20 protein-coding genes are annotated in these 19,817 nt (G+C 54.1%); all 20 read right to left on the bottom strand.

The genetic code is table 11. From position 1 onward, the window contains the following. Window positions 1–5 precede the first annotated feature (5 nt). On the bottom strand, window positions 6–1,382 hold the full coding sequence (locus RC54_RS02435) for a phosphomannomutase/phosphoglucomutase (RefSeq protein WP_061790439.1): 1,377 nt from the start codon (window positions 1,380–1,382) through the stop codon (window positions 6–8). 26 nt (window positions 1,383–1,408) lie between these two features. Beyond that, entirely contained in the window at window positions 1,409–3,397 is a 1,989-nt protein-coding gene (locus tag RC54_RS02430) for a polysaccharide biosynthesis protein (RefSeq protein WP_061790440.1), read from the bottom strand. Window positions 3,398–3,402: 5 nt separating this feature from the next. Then, a complete protein-coding gene (locus RC54_RS02425; RefSeq protein ID WP_061790441.1) occupies window positions 3,403–3,963 on the bottom strand; it encodes a sugar transferase in 561 nt (186 codons plus the stop codon). Between the two features lie 59 nt (window positions 3,964–4,022). Continuing rightward, the gene (locus RC54_RS02420; RefSeq protein ID WP_061790472.1) at window positions 4,023–5,147 is read right to left on the bottom strand and encodes a glycosyltransferase family 4 protein; all 1,125 of its coding nucleotides are present in this window, start codon (window positions 5,145–5,147) and stop codon (window positions 4,023–4,025) included. A gap of 5 nt (window positions 5,148–5,152) precedes the next feature. Then, a complete protein-coding gene (locus RC54_RS02415) occupies window positions 5,153–5,998 on the bottom strand; it encodes a glycosyltransferase family 2 protein (protein WP_244216433.1) in 846 nt (281 codons plus the stop codon). 197 nt (window positions 5,999–6,195) lie between these two features. Next, complete coding sequence (locus RC54_RS02410) at window positions 6,196–7,791, bottom strand: hypothetical protein (RefSeq protein ID WP_061790443.1); 1,596 nt, start codon at window positions 7,789–7,791, stop codon at window positions 6,196–6,198. Next, window positions 7,772–8,200: a sugar 3,4-ketoisomerase gene (locus RC54_RS02405; RefSeq protein WP_061790444.1), complete on the bottom strand. Its 429-nt coding sequence runs from the start codon at window positions 8,198–8,200 to the stop codon at window positions 7,772–7,774. Before RC54_RS02405 ends, RC54_RS02410 begins: the two co-directional genes overlap by 20 nt. Continuing rightward, the gene (locus tag RC54_RS02400) at window positions 8,197–8,577 is read right to left on the bottom strand and encodes a GtrA family protein (RefSeq protein ID WP_061790445.1); all 381 of its coding nucleotides are present in this window, start codon (window positions 8,575–8,577) and stop codon (window positions 8,197–8,199) included. Before RC54_RS02400 ends, RC54_RS02405 begins: the two co-directional genes overlap by 4 nt. Then, window positions 8,564–9,490 (bottom strand): glycosyltransferase family 2 protein, encoded by a 927-nt coding sequence (locus RC54_RS02395; protein ID WP_061790446.1) that lies wholly within the window; start codon window positions 9,488–9,490, stop codon window positions 8,564–8,566. The genes RC54_RS02400 and RC54_RS02395 overlap by 14 nt, the downstream gene beginning before the upstream one ends. Next, on the bottom strand, window positions 9,483–10,442 hold the full coding sequence (locus RC54_RS02390) for a GNAT family N-acetyltransferase (protein ID WP_061790447.1): 960 nt from the start codon (window positions 10,440–10,442) through the stop codon (window positions 9,483–9,485). The genes RC54_RS02395 and RC54_RS02390 overlap by 8 nt, the downstream gene beginning before the upstream one ends. Further along, complete coding sequence (locus tag RC54_RS02385; RefSeq protein ID WP_061790448.1) at window positions 10,439–11,362, bottom strand: hypothetical protein; 924 nt, start codon at window positions 11,360–11,362, stop codon at window positions 10,439–10,441. The genes RC54_RS02390 and RC54_RS02385 overlap by 4 nt, the downstream gene beginning before the upstream one ends. After that, the gene (locus tag RC54_RS02380; protein ID WP_061790449.1) at window positions 11,359–12,036 is read right to left on the bottom strand and encodes an acetyltransferase; all 678 of its coding nucleotides are present in this window, start codon (window positions 12,034–12,036) and stop codon (window positions 11,359–11,361) included. Before RC54_RS02380 ends, RC54_RS02385 begins: the two co-directional genes overlap by 4 nt. An 11-nt stretch (window positions 12,037–12,047) precedes the next feature. Next, window positions 12,048–12,797, bottom strand: a complete 750-nt coding sequence (locus tag RC54_RS02375; RefSeq protein WP_061790450.1) for a class I SAM-dependent methyltransferase — start codon at window positions 12,795–12,797, stop codon at window positions 12,048–12,050. 1 nt (window position 12,798) lies between these two features. Beyond that, the gene (locus RC54_RS02370) at window positions 12,799–13,923 is read right to left on the bottom strand and encodes a DegT/DnrJ/EryC1/StrS family aminotransferase (RefSeq protein ID WP_061790451.1); all 1,125 of its coding nucleotides are present in this window, start codon (window positions 13,921–13,923) and stop codon (window positions 12,799–12,801) included. Window positions 13,924–13,961: 38 nt separating this feature from the next. Next, entirely contained in the window at window positions 13,962–14,897 is a 936-nt protein-coding gene (locus RC54_RS02365; RefSeq protein WP_061790452.1) for an NAD-dependent epimerase/dehydratase family protein, read from the bottom strand. Between the two features lie 13 nt (window positions 14,898–14,910). Further along, window positions 14,911–16,308 (bottom strand): glycosyltransferase family 4 protein, encoded by a 1,398-nt coding sequence (locus RC54_RS02360; RefSeq protein ID WP_061790453.1) that lies wholly within the window; start codon window positions 16,306–16,308, stop codon window positions 14,911–14,913. 15 nt (window positions 16,309–16,323) lie between these two features. Continuing rightward, entirely contained in the window at window positions 16,324–17,310 is a 987-nt protein-coding gene (locus tag RC54_RS02355) for a glycosyltransferase family 2 protein (RefSeq protein ID WP_061790454.1), read from the bottom strand. Beyond that, window positions 17,307–18,188, bottom strand: a complete 882-nt coding sequence (locus tag RC54_RS02350) for an alpha-1,2-fucosyltransferase (protein WP_061790455.1) — start codon at window positions 18,186–18,188, stop codon at window positions 17,307–17,309. The genes RC54_RS02355 and RC54_RS02350 overlap by 4 nt, the downstream gene beginning before the upstream one ends. Then, window positions 18,185–18,874 (bottom strand): FkbM family methyltransferase, encoded by a 690-nt coding sequence (locus RC54_RS02345; protein WP_164471185.1) that lies wholly within the window; start codon window positions 18,872–18,874, stop codon window positions 18,185–18,187. Before RC54_RS02345 ends, RC54_RS02350 begins: the two co-directional genes overlap by 4 nt. Before the next feature lie 47 nt (window positions 18,875–18,921). Beyond that, window positions 18,922–19,809, bottom strand: coding sequence for a class I SAM-dependent methyltransferase (locus tag RC54_RS02340; protein ID WP_156481340.1), 888 nt, complete (start codon window positions 19,807–19,809; stop codon window positions 18,922–18,924). Between the last annotated feature and the right edge of the window lie 8 nt (window positions 19,810–19,817).

Genomic DNA, 19,817 nt, shown 5'->3' with positions numbered 1-19,817 from the left:
GACGATCAGAACGGCAGTGTGACATCGGGACGGGCCGCCAGGATCACCTTGCGGAACTCGCCCTGGATGCGCTCCAGCGCTTGCGGGGTCTCGGCTTCGAAGCGCAGCACCACCACCGGCGTGGTGTTGGAGGAGCGTGCCAGACCGAAGCCGTCGGCATATTCCACGCGCAGGCCGTCGATGGTGATGATGTCCTGCGCACCCTCGAACTTGGCCTCGCTTTGCAGCTTGCCGATCAAGGCGAAGTTCTCGCCTTCCTGCAGCTTCAGTTGCAGTTCCGGGGTACTGACCGACTGCGGCAGGGCATTGAGCACCGCCGACGGGTCGCTCTGGCGCGCCATCAGCTCCAACATGCGCACACCGGCATAGAGGCCATCATCGAAGCCGAACCAGCGGTCCTTGAAGAAGATATGACCGCTCATCTCGCCGCCCAGCGGGGCGCCGGTTTCACGCAGCTTGGCCTTGACCAGCGAGTGACCGGTCTTCCACATCAGCGGCTGGCCACCGCGCGCGGTGATCCAAGGCGCCAGGTGGCGCGTGCACTTGACGTCGTAAAGGATTTCCTTGCCCGGATTGCGGGTGAGCACGTCTTCGGCGAAGAGCATCAGTTGGCGGTCCGGATAGATGATCTGGCCATCCTTGGTCACCAGACCCAGGCGGTCGCCATCGCCATCGAAGGCCAGGCCGAGCTCATTGTCGGTTTCCTGCAGGCAGCGGATCAGGTCTTGCAGGTTTTCAGGATGGGCCGGATCGGGATGGTGGTTGGGGAAGTTGCCATCGACTTCGCAGAACAGCTCGGTCACTTCGCAGCCCAGCGCACGGTAGATATCGGCCGCGAAAGCACCGGCCACGCCATTGCCGCAATCGACGGCGATCTTCAACGGACGGGCCAGCTTGACGTCGGAGATCATGCGCGAGATGTAGGCATCCTTGATGTCATGGGTGCTGTAGCTGCCGTTGCCCTGCGGGAATTCCCCCTTGACGATGGCCTGGTACAGAGCCTGGATGGTCTCACCGTGGATCGCTTCGTCGGCCAGCACCATCTTGAAACCGTTGTAGTCGGGCGGATTGTGGCTGCCGGTGACCATGATGCCGGACTGCGTATCGAGCACGTGGGTGCCGAAATAGACCATGGGGGTGGCGACCATGCCCAGGTCAATCACGTCCACCCCCACCGCCTGCAGGCCCTTGGCCAGCGCGGCCGACAGCGACGGGCCGGAAAGACGGCCGTCACGGCCGATCACGACCTTCTTCTGGCCTTTGGCCAAGGCGGCAGCGCCGAAAGCCTGGCCGATCTGGAAGGCGACTTGGTCGTCCAGGGTTTTGTCGATGATGCCGCGGATGTCGTAGGCTTTGAAAATGGAGCGCTCAAGTTGGGTCATAGTTTCCCCAGGGTGAAAGTTAAAGTTTAAATTTCTAAGGTGGTCGGTACAGGTAGCACTTCGATTGAAGCTTGATTCGAGGCTGCATTAACCCAATCAACGATCTCACATGCAGGGGAATAGCCGGCAACAAGATTGGACAGAAGGGTGCGGACAGCCTCCACATCATTTTTCTCGACTATCAATGAAAGCTGATCCAAGCTCTTAAGGAGTTCCGGCCACGGTAGCATCTCCTCACGCGCACGCATGATACGGGGATGTGCTGTGCCTTTCGCGTTATCACCGATGAGAAGCTCCTCATAGAGCTTCTCTCCTGGGCGTAAGCCGGTAATTTGAATTTCGATATCGCCATCTTGGCGTTGCTCGTCGCGTACAGTCAGTCCAGACAGCTCTATCATCCGACGGGCCAGATCAAAAATCCGTACCGGCGTACCCATGTCGAGCAAAAACACGTCTCCGCCTTCGGCCATTGCACCGGCTTGGATGACAAGTTGGGCAGCCTCCGGTATTGTCATGAAGTAGCGTGTCACCTCTTTATCAGTCAAGGTGATCGGCCCACCATTCTTGATCTGCTCACGGAAGAGCGGCACCACAGAGCCCGAAGAATCCAGGACGTTGCCAAAGCGCACCATCGAAAAACGAGTCTTGATCCCATCCTCGTTGTACTGGGCTTGCAAATCACCGAAGGGCTTCACGCTACTTACCGACAATGCCTGCAGAATCATCTCGGCAAGCCGCTTGGTCGCTCCCATCACGTTCGTAGGACGCACTGCCTTGTCGGTACTAATCAGTACCATGTCATGGACACCGCTCTCAATAGCCGCCTTGGCCACGTTCAAGGTACCAAAAACGTTGTTGCGAATACCTTCCGCAGGGTTATGCTCAACCAGCGGAACATGCTTGTAGGCAGCTGCATGATAGATGGTGCGGGGACGCCAAGCACGGCAAATCTGGGCCAATCTGTCGAAATCCTTGACACTGCCCAATAACGGTATCAGGGTGACTTGCAATTGCTGATCCAAGGCCCGGTCCATCAGATCTCGGTGAATAGCGTAAAGGCTGAACTCGTTATGATCCAACAGCAACAGACACGACGGTCTGGCACGTAATATCTGTCGGCACAACTCACTGCCGATGCTGCCGCCAGCGCCGGTTACCATGACCACCTTATCGAAGACGTTGCGGCTGATCAGGGCCGGATTGGGCGCCACGGGGTCCCGACCAAGCAAGTCCACGATATCCAACTCATGGATATCGGACATCATCACCTTACCGCGGGCCAAGTCGGTAAGATCGGGCAATGAACTCACATGGACGTGATACTGACGCAAGCTGTCGAGAATCTCATTGCGACGGGTCCGAGTCACCGAGGGCAGCGCCAACAGGATATCAGTCACAGCAAACAGTCTGATCACATCTCCGACAGCACCTGCCGGGTAGACCTTCAATCCATTGATCAACTTACCATCCAGCTCGGGCTTATCGTCGAGAAAACCAATGATGGTAAATTGCTTTCTTTGCTGAAGTACATCGGCGATCTGAGCGCCGGCACCTCCCGCACCATAGATCAGCATCCGCGAATCACGCTGGTACTTACGCTCACCGTCGGCCTGGCTTAACCACAAACGGGCAAAAGCTCTGCTTCCTCCGATCATTGAGAACAGCAGCAACGGTTGCAACAGGCCAATGGAACGCGGCACGCCTGGAAGCGCCAACCACATCAGGAAGGCGAACAGAATCAATCCATACAAAGCGATGGCCTTGGCGATCGAGACGATTGCCGCAATACCTGTGTAACGAAAGACAGCACGATACAGGCCAAAACGAAGGAAGATCGGCAACATGAGCATCGGCGTGATCTGGTAGACATGCCATTGATAGCCCACCGGGAAATGCACGGTATCCAGCCGAAGTGAGAAGGCAACCCAAGTGGAGACTACGCAAATAACCAGGTCGATGGCAATGACGATGCTTTGCTTGATCGGCCTGGGAAAGTGTATGAGTTTGCGTCGCATAGTTCTCAATGGGAAACACCGCTGCGGCTCACGACCTTCAGGAAGGTGCGCGCCAAGATGTAAAGATCAAAGACGAAGGACATACGCTGAAGATATTGCTCGTCATATCGGACCTTGTCGGGAATGGGGAGTTCGTCGCGACCGTTGATTTGAGCCCATCCGGTAATACCCGGTGCCAGACGATGCACACCGACCAAGGTACGCAATTCAATCAGATCGGTCTGATTGAATAATGCGGGGCGTGGACCGACCAAGCTCATATGTCCTACCAACACACTCCAGAGCTGCGGCAGCTCGTCCAGGCTGGACTTGCGCAGGAAGCCGCCAATCGGTGTAAGGTGCGATTTGGCATCGGTCAAGAGATGCGTCGCCACTGCAGGAGCGCCTGTCCTCATGCTCCGGAATTTGGGCATATCGAACAATTGGTTGTTTTTCCCCACCCGCTTAGACCAATAAATGACGGGGCCCGCCGATGTGGCCTTGATGCAAAGGGCGATGAGCACACCAGGGATCAGGAACAAGCCCAGGCCTATGAGGGCACAACAGACATCCAACATTCTTTTCATACATCGGTTTTCAATTACAGTCGTGATCGGAAGAAAAGCTTACGCAATACTAACTAATCTCAGGCAATGACTCTGCGATAGAGTGCCAGGGTCTCTCCGATGATGCGCTTGGCCGAAAACTCCGCTTCGGCACGCAATCGACCGTTTTTGCCAAATCTCTGTCGTGTTTCGTTGTCTACGATCAATTGCATGAGCCCCTCCGCAAGCGGTGCACACTCGCGGGCCGGCACTCGCAAGCCATTGACCCCTGGCTCTACTGCCTCGCGACACCCGGGAACATCGGTCGCCACCACGGCACGTCCTGCTGCCAACGCTTCCAGCAGAAACTTAGGCAACCCCTCCCGATAGGAGGGCAAACAAGCAATATGGCTGTCAGCCAGGATGGCAGGAACATCACTTCTCTGCCCCAACCATTCAATGGCGCCCTCCTTCTGCCACGTCAAAAGCTGTGCATCGGACACAGAAGCAGGATTTCCCTCATCGGGAGCCCCCACGAGCTGGAAGCGGGCATCAGGAAAGGTCCTCTTGACCATGCGGGCAGCCTCGACGAATTCGCCGACCCCTTTGTCCCACAACATGCGCGCCGCCAGAACAATACGAACAGGCCCCGGTGGTTCAGGCCGGACCTCAATGACATCCGTATCAACTCCCGCGCCACGGATAAGCTCCGCGCACTCAGCACGGACAATCTTTTGCTGGATTGCCGCGCCCAGATCATCCTTGTTCTCGAAAATCACCTTGCTGCGCCTTGGATTGAGCAGATGGCGCATCGCAAACATCACCATCGGTTTCAAGACGCGAGCCAGCAAGCGACGGGAGGTAAAGACGAACCCCATACCCACCGGTGCATTGACGATAAACGGTTTGCGCTCCAGTAACGCGGCCAAGGATCCATACAATATAGGCTTGAGCGCCACATGGTGCACGATGTCGGGCTGCTGTTGACGATATACCTTCCGCAACTGCAGGAAGGTAGCCGCCTCATGAAATAGATTAGTCCCACGCCTGTGGAAGTTGACTGGAATAAATGTCAGGCCTGCCTGATGGATAGCTTCGGCGTGCGTCCCCTCTCGTGCCGCCACGATCACTTCGTAACCGGCGCCGCGTGCGGCTACTGCACGGTCGAGAAAGTGGGAGCAGAAAAACCAGTCTTCCGTCACCACATACAAGATTTTCTTGCCCATGTTATTCATTTGCCTATTTGCAATATTCTCTGCAGCTCTTGCAGATGGGCTGGCTCGTAGGCGTTCGCCATTCTGGCGAAGAACAGGCGCTTGCCTCCGGGCAATGAGCACAGGAGATCGACTACCATCTTCAGAATCCCCATCGACAAGGCGAGCCCAGCATTCACCCACTCGCCGCGAGTCATAAACAGCCCCAACTGCGCGCGCAGCAAATGCCTGCGCGCCAACAATACCTTGGGCAATGAAAAACCATGTTGTCGATAACCGAGCAAGACGTCATCCAAACATGCATAACAGCTCGAAGGAGCCGCGCGAATGAGCAACTCCTGATCCTCTGCTCTCAGGACCTCCGGCATACGATAACGGTGCGTCCGAAACCAGGCTGACTTTCCCATCCATGTAGGGTGCGGCAACGGCACGCCTCTCCACGGGCTGGCACAGATCTGTTCATGACTGGCTTTGAATGAAAGTAGTCCGATCACCTCATCCTGGGACCGAAACACGATGGCACGCGTACCCAGCAGATCGACTTGAGGATGGCTCTCGAGATACTCGTACTGACGCTGCAGGCGTTCAGGAAAAGCGACGTCATCCGCATCCATTCTGGCAATGTATTTGCCTCGTGCCAGATCAATGCCTTCGTTGAGACGCGTGGCCAGTCCCTTGTGCCGGCCGTCGCTGACAAGACGCAGACGAGGATCATCGAACCGAGCGACGATTTCACCACTGCCATCCGTCGACCCATCATCCAGCACCAATACTTCCATAGAAGCCAAGGTTTGCGAGACGATGGACTGCAGCGCCACCACCAAGGTTTCTCGACCGTTTCTCACTGGCAGGAGCACCGTCACCAACGGAGAATCACCTTGCTTTATTCCTATCATCCGACCGCTCGTTCTTGTGGCTTTTTGCCATCATGTTAAGAGGAAATGTTCATTCGCAGCCCAATGCTTGGGGTGCTTATTATAAATGGCACGATGCGATCAATACCAGGAACGATATTCTCAACACCGCCCAAGCCGCAGCACTACCGGCCAACTATAGTCGCTCATTTTTTTGCGGAAGAGGTACCACATCCACTGTCATAAGGAGCAGTTAGCGCAGTCGCCTGTTGCGCGGGATAGCGCCACAAATAGACGTGCTTTGCGTCAAGCTTCCACAGAGGAATATCCCGTGAGGTGCACCAGTATTGCGTCAGGACTTCACCATCCCATGTCGTACGCCACTCGTCTTTGCGCAACATGGTAGCAAATTCATGCGGTCTCTTTTCGTTAGCGTAGGCAGGCACATAAGGAACAAGAGCTGCACTGATGTCCCAGTAGGCACTGAAAGTAAAAACCGGAGGTGTTCCTCGTGGCGCATCAACGACGAGCATTCTATCCTCCCCTACCACGCTGGTAACGTTCTGCGGCAGCATCTTGAGTAGGTTCTGTTGCTCTTCCCAGCTCTTGGCCCAGAAGCTCGATTGCTCGACAAGAGAGTAGGACAGAGGTACCGCCACACCAGCCAGAGCGACCACAAGCGCGGTCTTCACATAAGGCCGCGCCCCGCTCCAGGCCATGGAAAACAAACTTGCGAAAGCGAGGGAGAGCCAGAAACTGACTGGGAGAGTGACGCGACTGAACAGCCCCGTCCACTCAATGGCATAACCAGCTGCTGCATACAGGAGTTGCGAGACCACCAAGCCAAGAATCATGCAGAACAGTACCCAGCCGCGAGCCGGCAGTGCGATGCACCTGCGAACGTTCAACAAAAGACAAGCCAATAGCAGAAGCAGGCTATATCCGATGAACTGGTAGCTCCACAAAGATGGCAACAATTGGTTGACGAATAGGTATCTATCCGTATCCAAGAGGGCCAGGATACTTGCCGACAACTTCTTGCCATGCGAGGACTGTGCGGAAATAACGCGATTGAGAATAATGAACACTACCTGCGCGAGCAAAGAGCCCCAGAAGAATCGCCAGGCAACAGGCCGCAAGCCCGTGCTTTTTCTGGCGCGCATCAGCAATACGAGGGAAAACGGCAGCCACAGCATCCAAGTGGCCTCATAGATCAACCAACTCAATACCAACAGCAAGATAGCGAAATAAACACGCTTGAGGTCCAAGCCGGGACGCATGACCATGAGCATCCCCGACACAGCCAGTAACATGCCGATATCCGGCGGCAACATGATGGCCCAAGCCGAGTATCCCAGTGACCAGGGATAGAGCAGCCAGAGCGCAGCGCCGACTACACTGGGTACTCGACTGCGTTCGGGCTGCGCGGAGGAGAAAAGATAACCCGCCAATCTATAAATGGCGATGGCATTGAGGAAATGAACGAACGCCAGTAAAGATTGCCACAGAACCACTTTACCTGATAGCAACCATCGTAAGATATACAGGACAATGATGTAAAGAGGCCGACTGGGATCGGCTGCCAGCAAGGAAGCAAGATCGCTCGATCGATCCAGTGGCACTGCGACCGAACTCCAGTCATCATGGTAGAAGCCGAAGAACGCAGGGCGCCACGCGACCAAAGTGATCCATAGCACGCCAAGAAAAACGGACGGCCAGAAAGCCTGAAGTGCGGCGAAAAATACCTTCGGTTTGTACTCGATTCGACCCATTACCATAAACTCAAGCAGCGATAGCAGCAAGCGCGACCCGGTACTCCTGGTAGTCCCGGATATAGTCGCTCTCGTCATATTTGTCCGAAGCCAAGACCAGGCATACGGTACCTGGGTCAAAATTGATCTCGGCAGCCCAGATCATCGGTGGGACATGCAAGCCCTTCCAAGGACGATTCAAGTGAATCCTGGCCTGGAACTCGCCATCGTCAATTGCCACATCAAAACTGCCAGAGAGGCAGACAATGAACTGATGTAAAGAGCGATGCGCATGTGCACCACGACTCTCTTCGGTGGGTACATCGTAGAGATAGAACACACGCTTGATATCAAACGGAATGTGATTATTCTCTTCAACGAATGTCAGGTTGCCCCGGGGATCGGTGATTTTCGGCAACGATACCACCGTGCAGTCATTGATACTTGGCTTGGCCTTCATTGCTTTTTTTCCCTGCTAAAAATTATTTTGGTAAGTATGTACATCACGGGCACAGACAGGATGAGGACCAATAACGGACCGAACGTTTCCGCGATCTTCAATCGTTCCACGAGCAACCAGAGCAACCCAATTCCGAAGAGATAGTTGACGACATAAAGCAAGGGATAGCGTAGTAACGAATGAAGCCCTGGCCTGGCCTTGAATACCCAAAATGTATTTAATAGGTATCCCAACATGATGCCGGCGACAAACGTCAGAGAATAAGCCCAGATGTAGGGCACCACATGCAAGAGCAATAAATAGAGCAGATACGTGAGCCCCGTATTAAGACCTCCGGCAGCGAGGTACTTGATCAAACTCGATTCACCAAATCTCATCAATCACAGTCTCCGGACGCTTGTTCGTCTCTTCGAAAATACGCCACAAGTACTCACCAATTACGCCAAGCATCACAATGATCAAACCCAGCAAGAAGGTAATGAGGGCCACCACGGTAGCGAATCCTTCAATCGGAATACGATTGAAAAGCGCATTGACAACGACCAGCCCTCCATAAACGAAGCTCAACAGCGCTACAAGCACCCCCATTCCGGAGATCAATCTGATGGGGCGAATGGAAAAACCCAGCATCACATCGAGAAATGCATTGAATTTCTTGGCAAATGTCCAGCCTGATTTGCCGTGTTTGCGTGCGCGACGGTGATACTTAATCACATCGGGCTTGTAGCCCAGCCAATATGCCAATAGCGGCGTGAATACGCTCTTGGAACTGTTCTGGAGATGCGGCAGGAACACCTTATCCATCAGCGCCATGTCATAGCCACCGTCTGGATAATCTTTCATCACTAATAGCTTCAGTAGCTTGTAGTAAATCCAGGAATACATTTTGGACACGGCAGGATCCTGGCGTGTAATACGCTCGCAAATCACGAACTTTGCACCATTTAGCCAACGATCCACCATGTCCAGCACAAGCTCCGGCGGATCCTGAAGATCGGCAGCCACTACCATGAAGGCATCACCAGTGACGAACTTCATGCCCGTCTTGGAACAATGCACGGCGCCGAAATTTCGAGTCAGCTTGACGACACGGGTACCCTGACGTTTATTGCGGAACTCCAGCAAGCGCTCAAGGGAATCATCGCGCGAACCATCGTCCACGAATATCAACTCCAGATCAACACTCCGTGTCGCCAGTTGCTCCTCCAATGCGGTCAACTCGGAAAACAGGTGCGGCAAACTTGCCCCGTTGAAATAGACGGGAACGACAATCGATAACTTTTTATTCATGATGGAATCTCAATTCGAAGAATTCATGCGCGACACCTGCTGCGCCGAATTCCGACTTGAAACGATACAACCCGTCATTGAGGATCATCCCCCCCTCCTCATTGCTGGTACCGAAATCGAAATAACGAACGCCGGCCTCCCTGGCGCGGACAATACCGGCTTCGAAAACCGCGTCCAGCGCGGCTACGTCATAGGCTTTGGCACTGGCAGCAATGTATTGCGCGTGCCAGACAGAACTACTGTTAAAGAACACGACGCCGGCCTCGACCTGTCCATCGATCAAGGCGCATAAGACAGTTATGTGCTGGGGAAAGCGCTCACGCAACAGGGCAAGTTCTGCCATGGTGTGCACCGGTCGCGCGCCATGTTTCCTGACCAGGTTCTCCTCCAGCACTTGCCAGAGAGGCTCCATGAGGTGCTGTTCATCCGAAACAGCCACCGAAGCATTGGCTTTTTTGAAGCTGCGCTTTCGTCTTTCACTGCGTTCAAGACGTGCGGCCAGATCCATTGCGCAAGACAAGTCACATCGGACTCGTGTCGCGCCCAACCTGAACAGTGCATACAGGTCATCCTGCGCAGGTGCACGCGCATATATGTGAGGCAAAGCCTTATACAGCAAAGAACCATATCCCAGGCGCCGATACCACTCAGACACGGCCGACAATGCCGCGAGCATTTTCATGCCGACGAGTTTCCCGTCATGAACGATGCCACCATAGGTGATTCCAGGATGGCTCACCACTTGAGTCGCATCGGCTGGCGACAGCGCCGCGGGGAGTACCCCGACAAGTTTCCCACTATCAAAAATCATCAGGGAAAGATCGTCGAAACGATCACCGTGATAACTCAGGAACCGGCGTGAGTGCAAGAAGCTGCCATTGATGGCGGTTGCACAGAAATCGTCCCATCGTTGCGAATCGGCCTCTGCGAAAGAGGCAATCTCGATACTCACGAGATCAACTCCGCCACACAGAAACCCTCTTCGCCGAAATTGTTTCCATTGTAAAAGCAGTAGGTTTTCCCGTTCACCTCGATGACGGCCGAATACATGATCGCATCAGAAGCAATGTCCTCGGGACTGACATCGAGCCCCATGCCATCGTCCAGTCTGTCCCAATGAATACCGTCTTGCGATTCGGCGTAGCCGAGTCGATAGGCCCCAAAAGAACGTCTTCTGATAGAGTAAAAAAGGCGATATCCGCCACCTGGCTTACGGATTACCCAGGGACGTCCGAATCCATGCTCGTCCTCCCCCGTAAGGGCCATCGACAGCACTCCAGTGTCTGCCCAGACAAGCCCGTCCTCAGACTCTTGGTAGCGGAGATCGTAGACAGGCATGAACTTACCATTGAGGATCGTCCATTGACTTCCGGCAATGTACCAAAGCTTGAAGACCCCTTGCTCTTGAAGGATGAACGGGCCACAGCGAAAGAACCTCTCACTATCAGTGCGATCAAGAACCGGCGTGCTTCCGACCCTAGAGAACGACGCCCCATCATCGGAACTGATGGCGGCACCGGAAAGTATCCGATAGCGAATATTCGTGCAGATTTCAAAGCCCGCGTAATACATGAGCAAGTTCCCAGATGGGAGACGAATCACACTGGTCAACATAAGACCATTGTCATCAAAAGAACCAGGTTCGCCAATGTCCATGATGGCATCGCCAGATGTCCCAAGCACACGCGTGGGATCTGCTGCCGAGACATCGACGAAACCAGGGCGCCCCCGCCCCTTTTCATCAAGACAGGTGATAAAGACGCGAATCACCTCGGGTGTCAGAAGGAACGGGGTCGGCCCCATGGCGTGCGAACGCGCCCAGGCCTGCTTACCGTCCGTGTTCCACACCAGCCCCAATTTACGCCATTTCATTTTTTGACCTTGAAAAATCTGCTCGCAGACACCTTTGCCGGCTCTGCTTGTATGCTCTTGAACAACTGGTCCGGCTGCGTATCCTGTGTGATGGCAGCCCCCACTCCGATCCAGTTGTCCGGAGCGACATTGATATTGTTGGCTAATGCGGCATTGACGCCGATGAAGGTATTCCTGCCCACGTTGCAAAAGCCGGATACTACAACATGTGATGCAATGAAACAGTTGTCTTGAATGACGGAATGATGGCCAATGTGATTGCCACTCCACAACACAACATTGTTCCCGATTGCCACGAAGGGCTGCAGCGTATTGTCCTCAAAGACAAAGCAGTGTTCGCCGAGCTTGACGTTATGCCATACGAATGCGCGGCTGCTGACGTAGCTGGCTGCACGGTAACCCTTGTCTTTCATCGACTGATACAACCGGGTACGCAATCTATTGAGCTGCGTATAAACCAGCGCGGCATAAAACTCTACCTCCGCCGGCGGAAATTCTTCCTCAATTGTTTCGAGTTCTACGACCGGCAAACCAAACAGTTCCCGCCGAGTCAGGAAAGCGGACTCGACTGCGAAACCCACTACCTCGTATGCCGAATCATGGGTGAAGCACTCATAAGCGACTTCGGCAAAGGCACTATCTCCGATAATGATCAGCTTCTTGGTCTTACACATGGCCATTTCCTTTACGGACGCACTATCAGAATATCTTCTCGCCGGTTAGCCATGGGCAGCGTCGCAGGCTGCGGCATGACATAGGCATCGAAACCTTGTGACCGGGCTCGTTGGAGTAAAGCCATCACCACCGCGTCATCAATCTGGTCATGCTCGATCTGATTGAAGGCGACCTCCGGCTTGTCTACCGTTTTCATAAAAGTCTGATGAAAACGGATCCCCGTCTCACTGGAGAAAAAGCGTTTTCTTTTCGAAATGTTGGGAATATCGCCTATCAGGAACTGTCCACCAGGAGCCAGCAAAGACAAGGACGCATCCAAGAACCGGAAAAATGCCGTATCCACCAGGACGTAATGCAACACGCTGTAACAGAGGATGACGTCCATCTTCCCCACATTGGCAGCAAGAAAATCGGAACAATTGGGATAAAGTCCCGGCTCCTTTTTTACAAACACCGCATCAGGAAGAAGGTCCAACATCTCCTTGCTGTCGATCAGAGAGAGAGAATGCCCTAGACTTTTGCACTTCTCGATCAGCATGAGCGGCAGGTCGCTACATCCAGGACCGATGTCCAGAACGTGTTGCGCAGGGCGCTCAAGATTGTTCAACTTGTAAAGAATATCGGCAAATATGAGTTGCTCATATCCCTCGCGATAAGAGTCTGGAAAGCCGATACGCTCATATTTCGAAAGCGTCTCATCGCTCGCCAATTGCCGAAAATCCTCGAATCCGATGTTGGTAAAAGATTTCGATTCCGCCATACTAGCCTCCCATTTTCTGTGCCGATACCAGCTGGGGCCACGTGTTGACTGCAGAAACAACACGGTCAATTTCCTCGTCCGTCATTTCCGGATAACACGGAATGGTGATGATCCGCTCTGCAAGACTTTCGGTAACAGGCAACTTCACCGAAGCGAACTGATCAGCAAATACCAGTTGCCGATGATCCGGTACTGGATAATGCACATCACTGGCAATTTGGCACTGCTTCAGATGAGCAGCCAGGGCTTCCCGTCTTGAGCAACGCAAGACATAAAGATGCGCGACGTAGTCCTCCCTGCCAACGGGAGGAAGGAGCACATCGGGATGACGAATCGATGCGTGGTAGCGGCCCGCAATCTGCCGGCGCCGCTCATTGGACGCATCCAAATCGGGAAGGAAAACCGAAAGCACTGCCGCTTGCAACTCATCAAGCCTGCTGTTGCGGCCACCTCGGATCTCGACGTTATATTTTTTGGTCCAGCCATACTGGCGCAAATGCCGCAGTTTCTCTGCCACCTGAAGCTCAGCGGTCGTTACCGCTCCGCCATCACCCAGCCCACCCAGGTTCTTCGTTGGATAAAAACTGAAGCTGGCTGCATCGCCAAATGTACCCACACGGCGCCCTGCCAGCAAAGCTCCATGACTTTGAGCACAGTCTTCCAGCAACGGAACGCCCTTGGCTCGGCAGGCTTCTGCGATCTTCGCGATCTCGGGAACAGCGCGACCGTAGAGATGGGTAACTACGACTGCCTGAACCCCAGATGCCAGGGCACGCTCGACTTCAGAGAAACTGACACAAGCAGTACTTTCCTCGACATCCATGAAAACGGGAAGCGCTCCAATCGCCAGCACGGCAGTACTTGTGTACATTCCCGCATTGGCCACCGTCGCGACCCTGGCGCCTGCATTGACTCCTAATGCACGCAGTGCCAACTCAATGGCATCGGTCCCGTTGGCAACGCTGATGCAGTAAGGCGTACCAATGTAATCAGCGAACTGTGCCTCGAAACGTGTCACAGACGGGCCCAGAACCATCCAGCCTGAGGAGAGAACCTGGGAAATGGCAGACTCGATTTCCTGCTGATAGCGAGCGACACGGGCCCCGAGATGATTGATGAGTAACATACTTCCTCTCGAAAAATGATCTCTTGATATTGAAAAGGCTATGAAGAGATCATCTCAGCAATGTCTGTCCAAACCTCTTTGATGCCCTCGGAGAAATCGACCTTGGGCTGCCATCCACTATGGCTCTTCAACTTGTTCGAGTTCAGCACGTTGACGGGAACGTCAAAGTGCCTTTCAGGAGCAACTTGCAGTTTGATGCTGTAGCCCGCTGTCGTCGCATGAGGTTCGATAGCCGACAACACCTCTCTGTTGTTCATGCCCACACCAGAACCGATATTGTATGTTTCTCCCTGACCATCGCCCTCAAGCGCGGCCACCATTCCCGCGGCGACATCGCTCACATGTAGGTAATCACGAATAGTGCCGTGCTCACCGAAAATAGTGACCTGCTCGCGCTTGAGGATATGCCCGATGGCAGTGGCAATGAAGCCCTGGCCAACGAAGGGTTTCTGCCCGGCGCCATAGGCATTGGCCGGTCTGACGATAGTCACGGGCAACCCATGGAGCCGGTGGAACATTCGACCATAATGTTCCAGGGTCAATTTGGTGATCCCGTATGGAGAGATCGGCGAAGTATGTTCGTCCTCGCAGATAGGCCAGGACGGGACGGGGCCATAAACGGTACCGCCCGAGGAGACGATCATCAGTTGTCGCAGATGCCCCAGCTTCGCCGATTCCTGAAGCAACCCGACACTCGCAGGCAAATTAGCCTGCAGATCGAATACCGGATTGACGAAACTAGTCTGCGGCACCGTAGCGTAGGCCAAATCCACGACTTCCGTGCAGGTACCAAGATGCAGGCGCAACGCCTCCCTGTCTGCGTAATCGCAAGCGGCGTAGACGGCGCGTTTCGCCAGTCCAGAAGGACGTTCGGAGCGCCTTCCCAAGACGAGCACATCCCTGCCTGTTTGCAATAACTGGGCCACCAGATGACGCCCAATGAAACCGGCTCCACCAATTACGCATGTCCGCATATCGAGCTCCTTATCACTCGTTCCCGGTACCGCCCATCAGGATTCGCTCGTATCGCTTGGCGATCTCAAACCAGGTGTACTTCTGCTCCCAATTGCTGCGACCGCTCTTGCCCAGGGCTTCCAACTTGCCCGGGTCCGTCATCAATGCCTTGATTGCATTGCCCAGCACCACTGGGTCGACACGCGTGTAGCCCCGTTCATCCCTTGGAGCAGGGCAAACCACACCTCCACCTGTCCATCGGGTGATTTCTTCTGCATTGCCTACAGACACAGTAAGGAAGGGAGTTCCCGCGGCTGCGCTCTCGAACAGGACTAACGGGGAATATTCAATATTGGAGGCAAAGACAAACAAATCCGCCGCCATATAGGCTTGCACCAACTCCTTGCGGTCAAAATCGGTCATCAGTAACTGCTTTCCCGCTCCCTTGCGGGCCTTCTCAACCCAGTGCTCCAAGGGCATGACTACCTGGCGCACGGGACGCGGCACAAAGCGACCGAACACCTGTACCCCCAAGGCAGCGAAGCGCTGACGCACCCCCACCCACCCCTCTCGGCGCAACACGCCGAACGAGCGATACGCCAGCCCGACAATACGCAACACAATCGCAGCCAAGCGTGTGGGTATCTTGCCCAGGCGCCTGGAGAGGGCAGGCAACCGGGGCGCACTCCCGTTCGCAGAGGGCGTCATCTCCACGTTGGGCCGGGGCGGGGCGTTACCGTTAAGGATGAGCGTAGTCTTGCTCTTGCCGGTGGACATCCGCGCAAAAGCCTCGGCGATTTCTCGATGCCCCTTCACGCCGGTAAGGCTGCCCACCGTGAGCATCAGAAAGCTATCTTTAGCGATACCGTGCCGCTGGCGGAAACCCGGATCCACTTCGACATTGAATTCGCGCTCGCAGGCACCATTGGCGAGAATGCTGAAGTGAGTCATTCCGTGAGCACGTGCAAAATCGACGTCGCGATAATGCTCGGCATAAAAGATCAGATGATCGAACTTGTGCAATACCGGCGGCAAATCCTCGAAGTAGCGCTGGTAGCTAGGTTCATATAAACCGGAGAACCCGCAGGGAATGAATACCTTGCGGGCAGCGATCTTGTCCAGTACCGGCCATAGCGCATCAAATGTCCACTGCTGAGCGGCCTTGATCATGATCGCATCGCAAGGGAAATTACTGACGAAATCCTGATAACGTTCAAGCTCCCCCACCATCCCCCGCACCGCATTACCGGTAACGCCAAATTGCTGAATCTTTACGCCGTTATGCTCGGTGAAGTCGCGATTGGCCAAGGCCGTCGTGGCCACGGTGACTTCATGCCCCCAACTGACCAAGCGCTCGGCAATGTGGCGCATGACTTCCTGCACACCACCGATGCTGGGATAGTAGAACTCGCAGCAGAAGAGAAAACGCATAATGGAAAGGACCTTTTATCTTTTGACTATTTTTCTGATAATGGCGCGAATCCTGCTCAGCCAAGGCTTTAACCACTGTGTGTCAGTAAAGTGAAGCATGTACTGATACTTGAGAATATCGCTACGCCCCCTTCCGCGAGCAACCACATCGGGAGTATCAAACTTAAGCGCGATTGCTTGTGCAGCACCGTTGATCAATGCCTGCATCCTGCGCAGACTAGGACGGTGTGACAGACGGTGCAAGGCTGAATGGGTAAATGCTGCCGCGTCGATGCAGTCTTGATTTGGGACCGTCATGCCATTGGCCAGCGCGAGATTCTCAGCGCTGATCGTCACTAGTTTGTCCAGGAAGGGATTGGGGCCGCTACGGGACATACTCTGGGGAACTTCCCGATAAACCAATAATATCTCCGCCAGGTTGGCGACTCGGCCAATCCGTGCAAGGCGTGACCAGAGCTCATAGTCTTCCGGTGGTTGACGCTCACGATCCGTGCTATAGCCTCCCGCCTGCAATACGCGCTCCCGGTTCATCATGACCGAGCTATGAACAAAAGGATTGTTGAACAAGAGATCAAAACTCAATGTGGCATGGTCCACAGGATGCTGATGCACCCTATCGCTCGGCTGGTCTTGTACCCATATCTCTGCCGCGCTCCCAAGCAGGATGCATTCGGGATGCGCCTCCATGTATTCCAACTGCATCTGCAGACGCTGGGGATGCGATAGATCATCTTGGTCTTGCCGCGCAATGTAGGTTCCCCGTGCCAGTTGCATACCTCGGTTCAGAGTGGCAGCCAGTCCCATGTTTTCCTGATGGATCAGCCGAATGCGAGGATCCTTGATCGCATCAAGCACCTCGGCCGAGTTGTCCTTGGAACCATCATTGATGATGAGCAACTCGAAGTCAGTGAAGCTTTGCTTCAGGATGGAATCAACTGCTTGCACCACATCGTTTGCGCCATTGTAGACAGGCAGCAATACGGTTACCAGAACACCGCTCATAGACGCACCCAACCCGCGGGAATAAGATCGCTCGTGTCCTTCGAGGCCTCGTTGAACCAACGTTGAGGCGCCACCACGATTTTCTCATCGTTGGCATTGAGCCAAGCCCCCCACCAGCTAAAGGAACTGTTTGCAATGATGTGGTGACGACAGGTCTTCATCAACGCCATGTCAAAAATGCCTTGATCAGGCGAATTGGTCTGAACGAAGGTCGTCGGACAGCCCGTGTCCAGATTCGCACTCACCCAGGCATGGTCATCCGAGAAGACAAAGAAATGCGGAGCAGCAACTCTCGCCACGATGTAGGCCACTGCCTGACGGTAATAATCCAAAGAGCAAACGCCATGATACTGAGCCGTCTGAGCATTATTCACATAATCACCACGACGCACGTGCAGAGACACGGCCCCATCACCAGCCAGGCCTATCTGCTCTGCCAGTGCATCGTTCGCGGAGCCCCAACTATCCTTGAGGGAGAACTCCTGCAACAGTTGAGGCCGAATAGCTGCAAAGTAGCGTTGGCTCTGCCAGTACCCGTCCAGATAAAGCGGAGCCTCGACTGTTTCGATACGCGCATCGTAGGTAAAACTCGCCTCACGTAATATCGACGGTTCGCGACGAATGCCAAGCTTGCGCATGGCTCGCTCGTACATGGAGGGCTTGACGCCGGCTTTTACTCCCAGCCTTGCGAGCTCCTCCTCGCTGGCAGGTTTGGCCTTGATGTTGAAACCATCCAACTCATAGCGGCGTAAGTCATAGTGAACGAACCCGGACACATCAAGTAGCAACGGCGTGTGCATATGCTCGGCCAGCGCCCTGCCTACTGCGTACTGGAACATCTGATTGCCAAGGCCACCGATCAGGCGCGAAACAATCATGATTTCAGGCTCCAATTTTCCCAAACAAATTTATAGAAATACCCCAAGTCATGGGTTTCAGACAGGCGCTGCTGAATGCGCTGCATCCTCGACTCCGCATCTGGAACAAAATCGTGAAACTGGAGCTGAATATTGCGTATCTGCTTAATGAAGCCGCTATCAATAAGATGCTCAAGAAGATCGTACTCGCCTCCTTCGATATTTATCTTCAGCAGGCTGATGAATTCAATATGCTGCTCCTTGCACCACTTGTGAAAATCCCGTATCTCAATACGTACGGCATCGCCTACATCAGCATGTACAGAAGACGCATCGGCAGCCAAAGAAATATCGATGAACTCATCGCGTGCACCGGCTGCAAATGCATTCACGCTGATGCGGGGGTTACCAGCAAAACGTGAACGAATTGCTTCCGCAAAATGGGGCACCGGCTCGAAGATATGAATGGCACACAAGTAGCGAGAAAATATATCGCTACTCCACTGACCTTTATACCCACCCAGATCAACCACGATGTCACTATCGGACAAGGCGTAATTCTGCCTTAACGTCTCGTCACCATCGTCCGCAACCCACCGTGCATGTGCCAACTCCTTCTCAGACTTGACCGGTGGTGGTGGCGGAGGAGGAGGCGGCGGAGGAGGAGGTGGCGGCGGCGGGTCAATCCGATTGGCGAGATTTTGCAAACGGCATGACGCACTACGAATTATTCTTGACAGCAGTCCTGGCATCATCACTCCCAATTACGTTTTCCAACAGGTACCCCACAACGCCGGGCCAGCTCAAAATCACTCTTGGCGGCATCAAGCTTTTTATCGCGCTCATGCAACAGTCCTCGCCAATAGCAGAAATGCCCACCTATGCCGTACTTGAGGGAATCCGCGTAAAAATCGGGAAGCGTCATCAACGTTGCACGCTCTTCTCCGGCTGCACCCGCGATCATGCCTTCCCAACGGGTTGTTGCATCTGATGGCGAAGAGTCTAGGCGCAAGGCCATGGCAGCGCGTATGACATCACTGATCTCGACCTTGTCCCATAAACTCTGCGGCATGGCGATCATGATATCTCCCGCCATATAAGGCTGATAATTGCCCGGCAGTGCCCTTAACAGCTCCAACAGCTTACGAAGACTGGGATAGCCACCATTTGACTCATGGGTTTCGAACCCGGCAGGCAGATCAATGAAGTAACGAATGTCATCAATCAAAATGATATCGTCACCCCTGCCGCGTCTACGAATGACTTCCAGTTCATTCATGATCGGCGTATTTTCTTCCGCACGCGCAGTAGAACCACCGCTCCAGTGAGCATCAAGCCATACCATGGCGCCACTGCCTCCGGTCAAGTCCAGCGCATCATCCAGCATAAGCGCAGAGTCTCCTTGCAATAGGTGGACTCCATCATCCTCTGCGAACCGTTTCACTGCATTCTGATAAAGCGTGCTGGATAACTCGATTGACACGACACGCCTGAATAATTCACGCATGGCGGCGGTCGTCTCACCAAGATACGTTCCCGTTTCAACGAAGGTGGAAATATTGGCCAGATCTCTCAGTGGGCGAACTTTCTGCGCGGAGAGCGCCCCTGAACTATTCTTTAGTGACCGCATTTCAAAATGCATTAGGAAAC

The organism is Herbaspirillum rubrisubalbicans, assembly GCF_003719195.1.
GTDB classification, from domain to species: Bacteria; Pseudomonadota; Gammaproteobacteria; order Burkholderiales; family Burkholderiaceae_D; genus Herbaspirillum; species Herbaspirillum rubrisubalbicans.
This window is presented reverse-complemented; position numbering and strand designations above follow the sequence as displayed.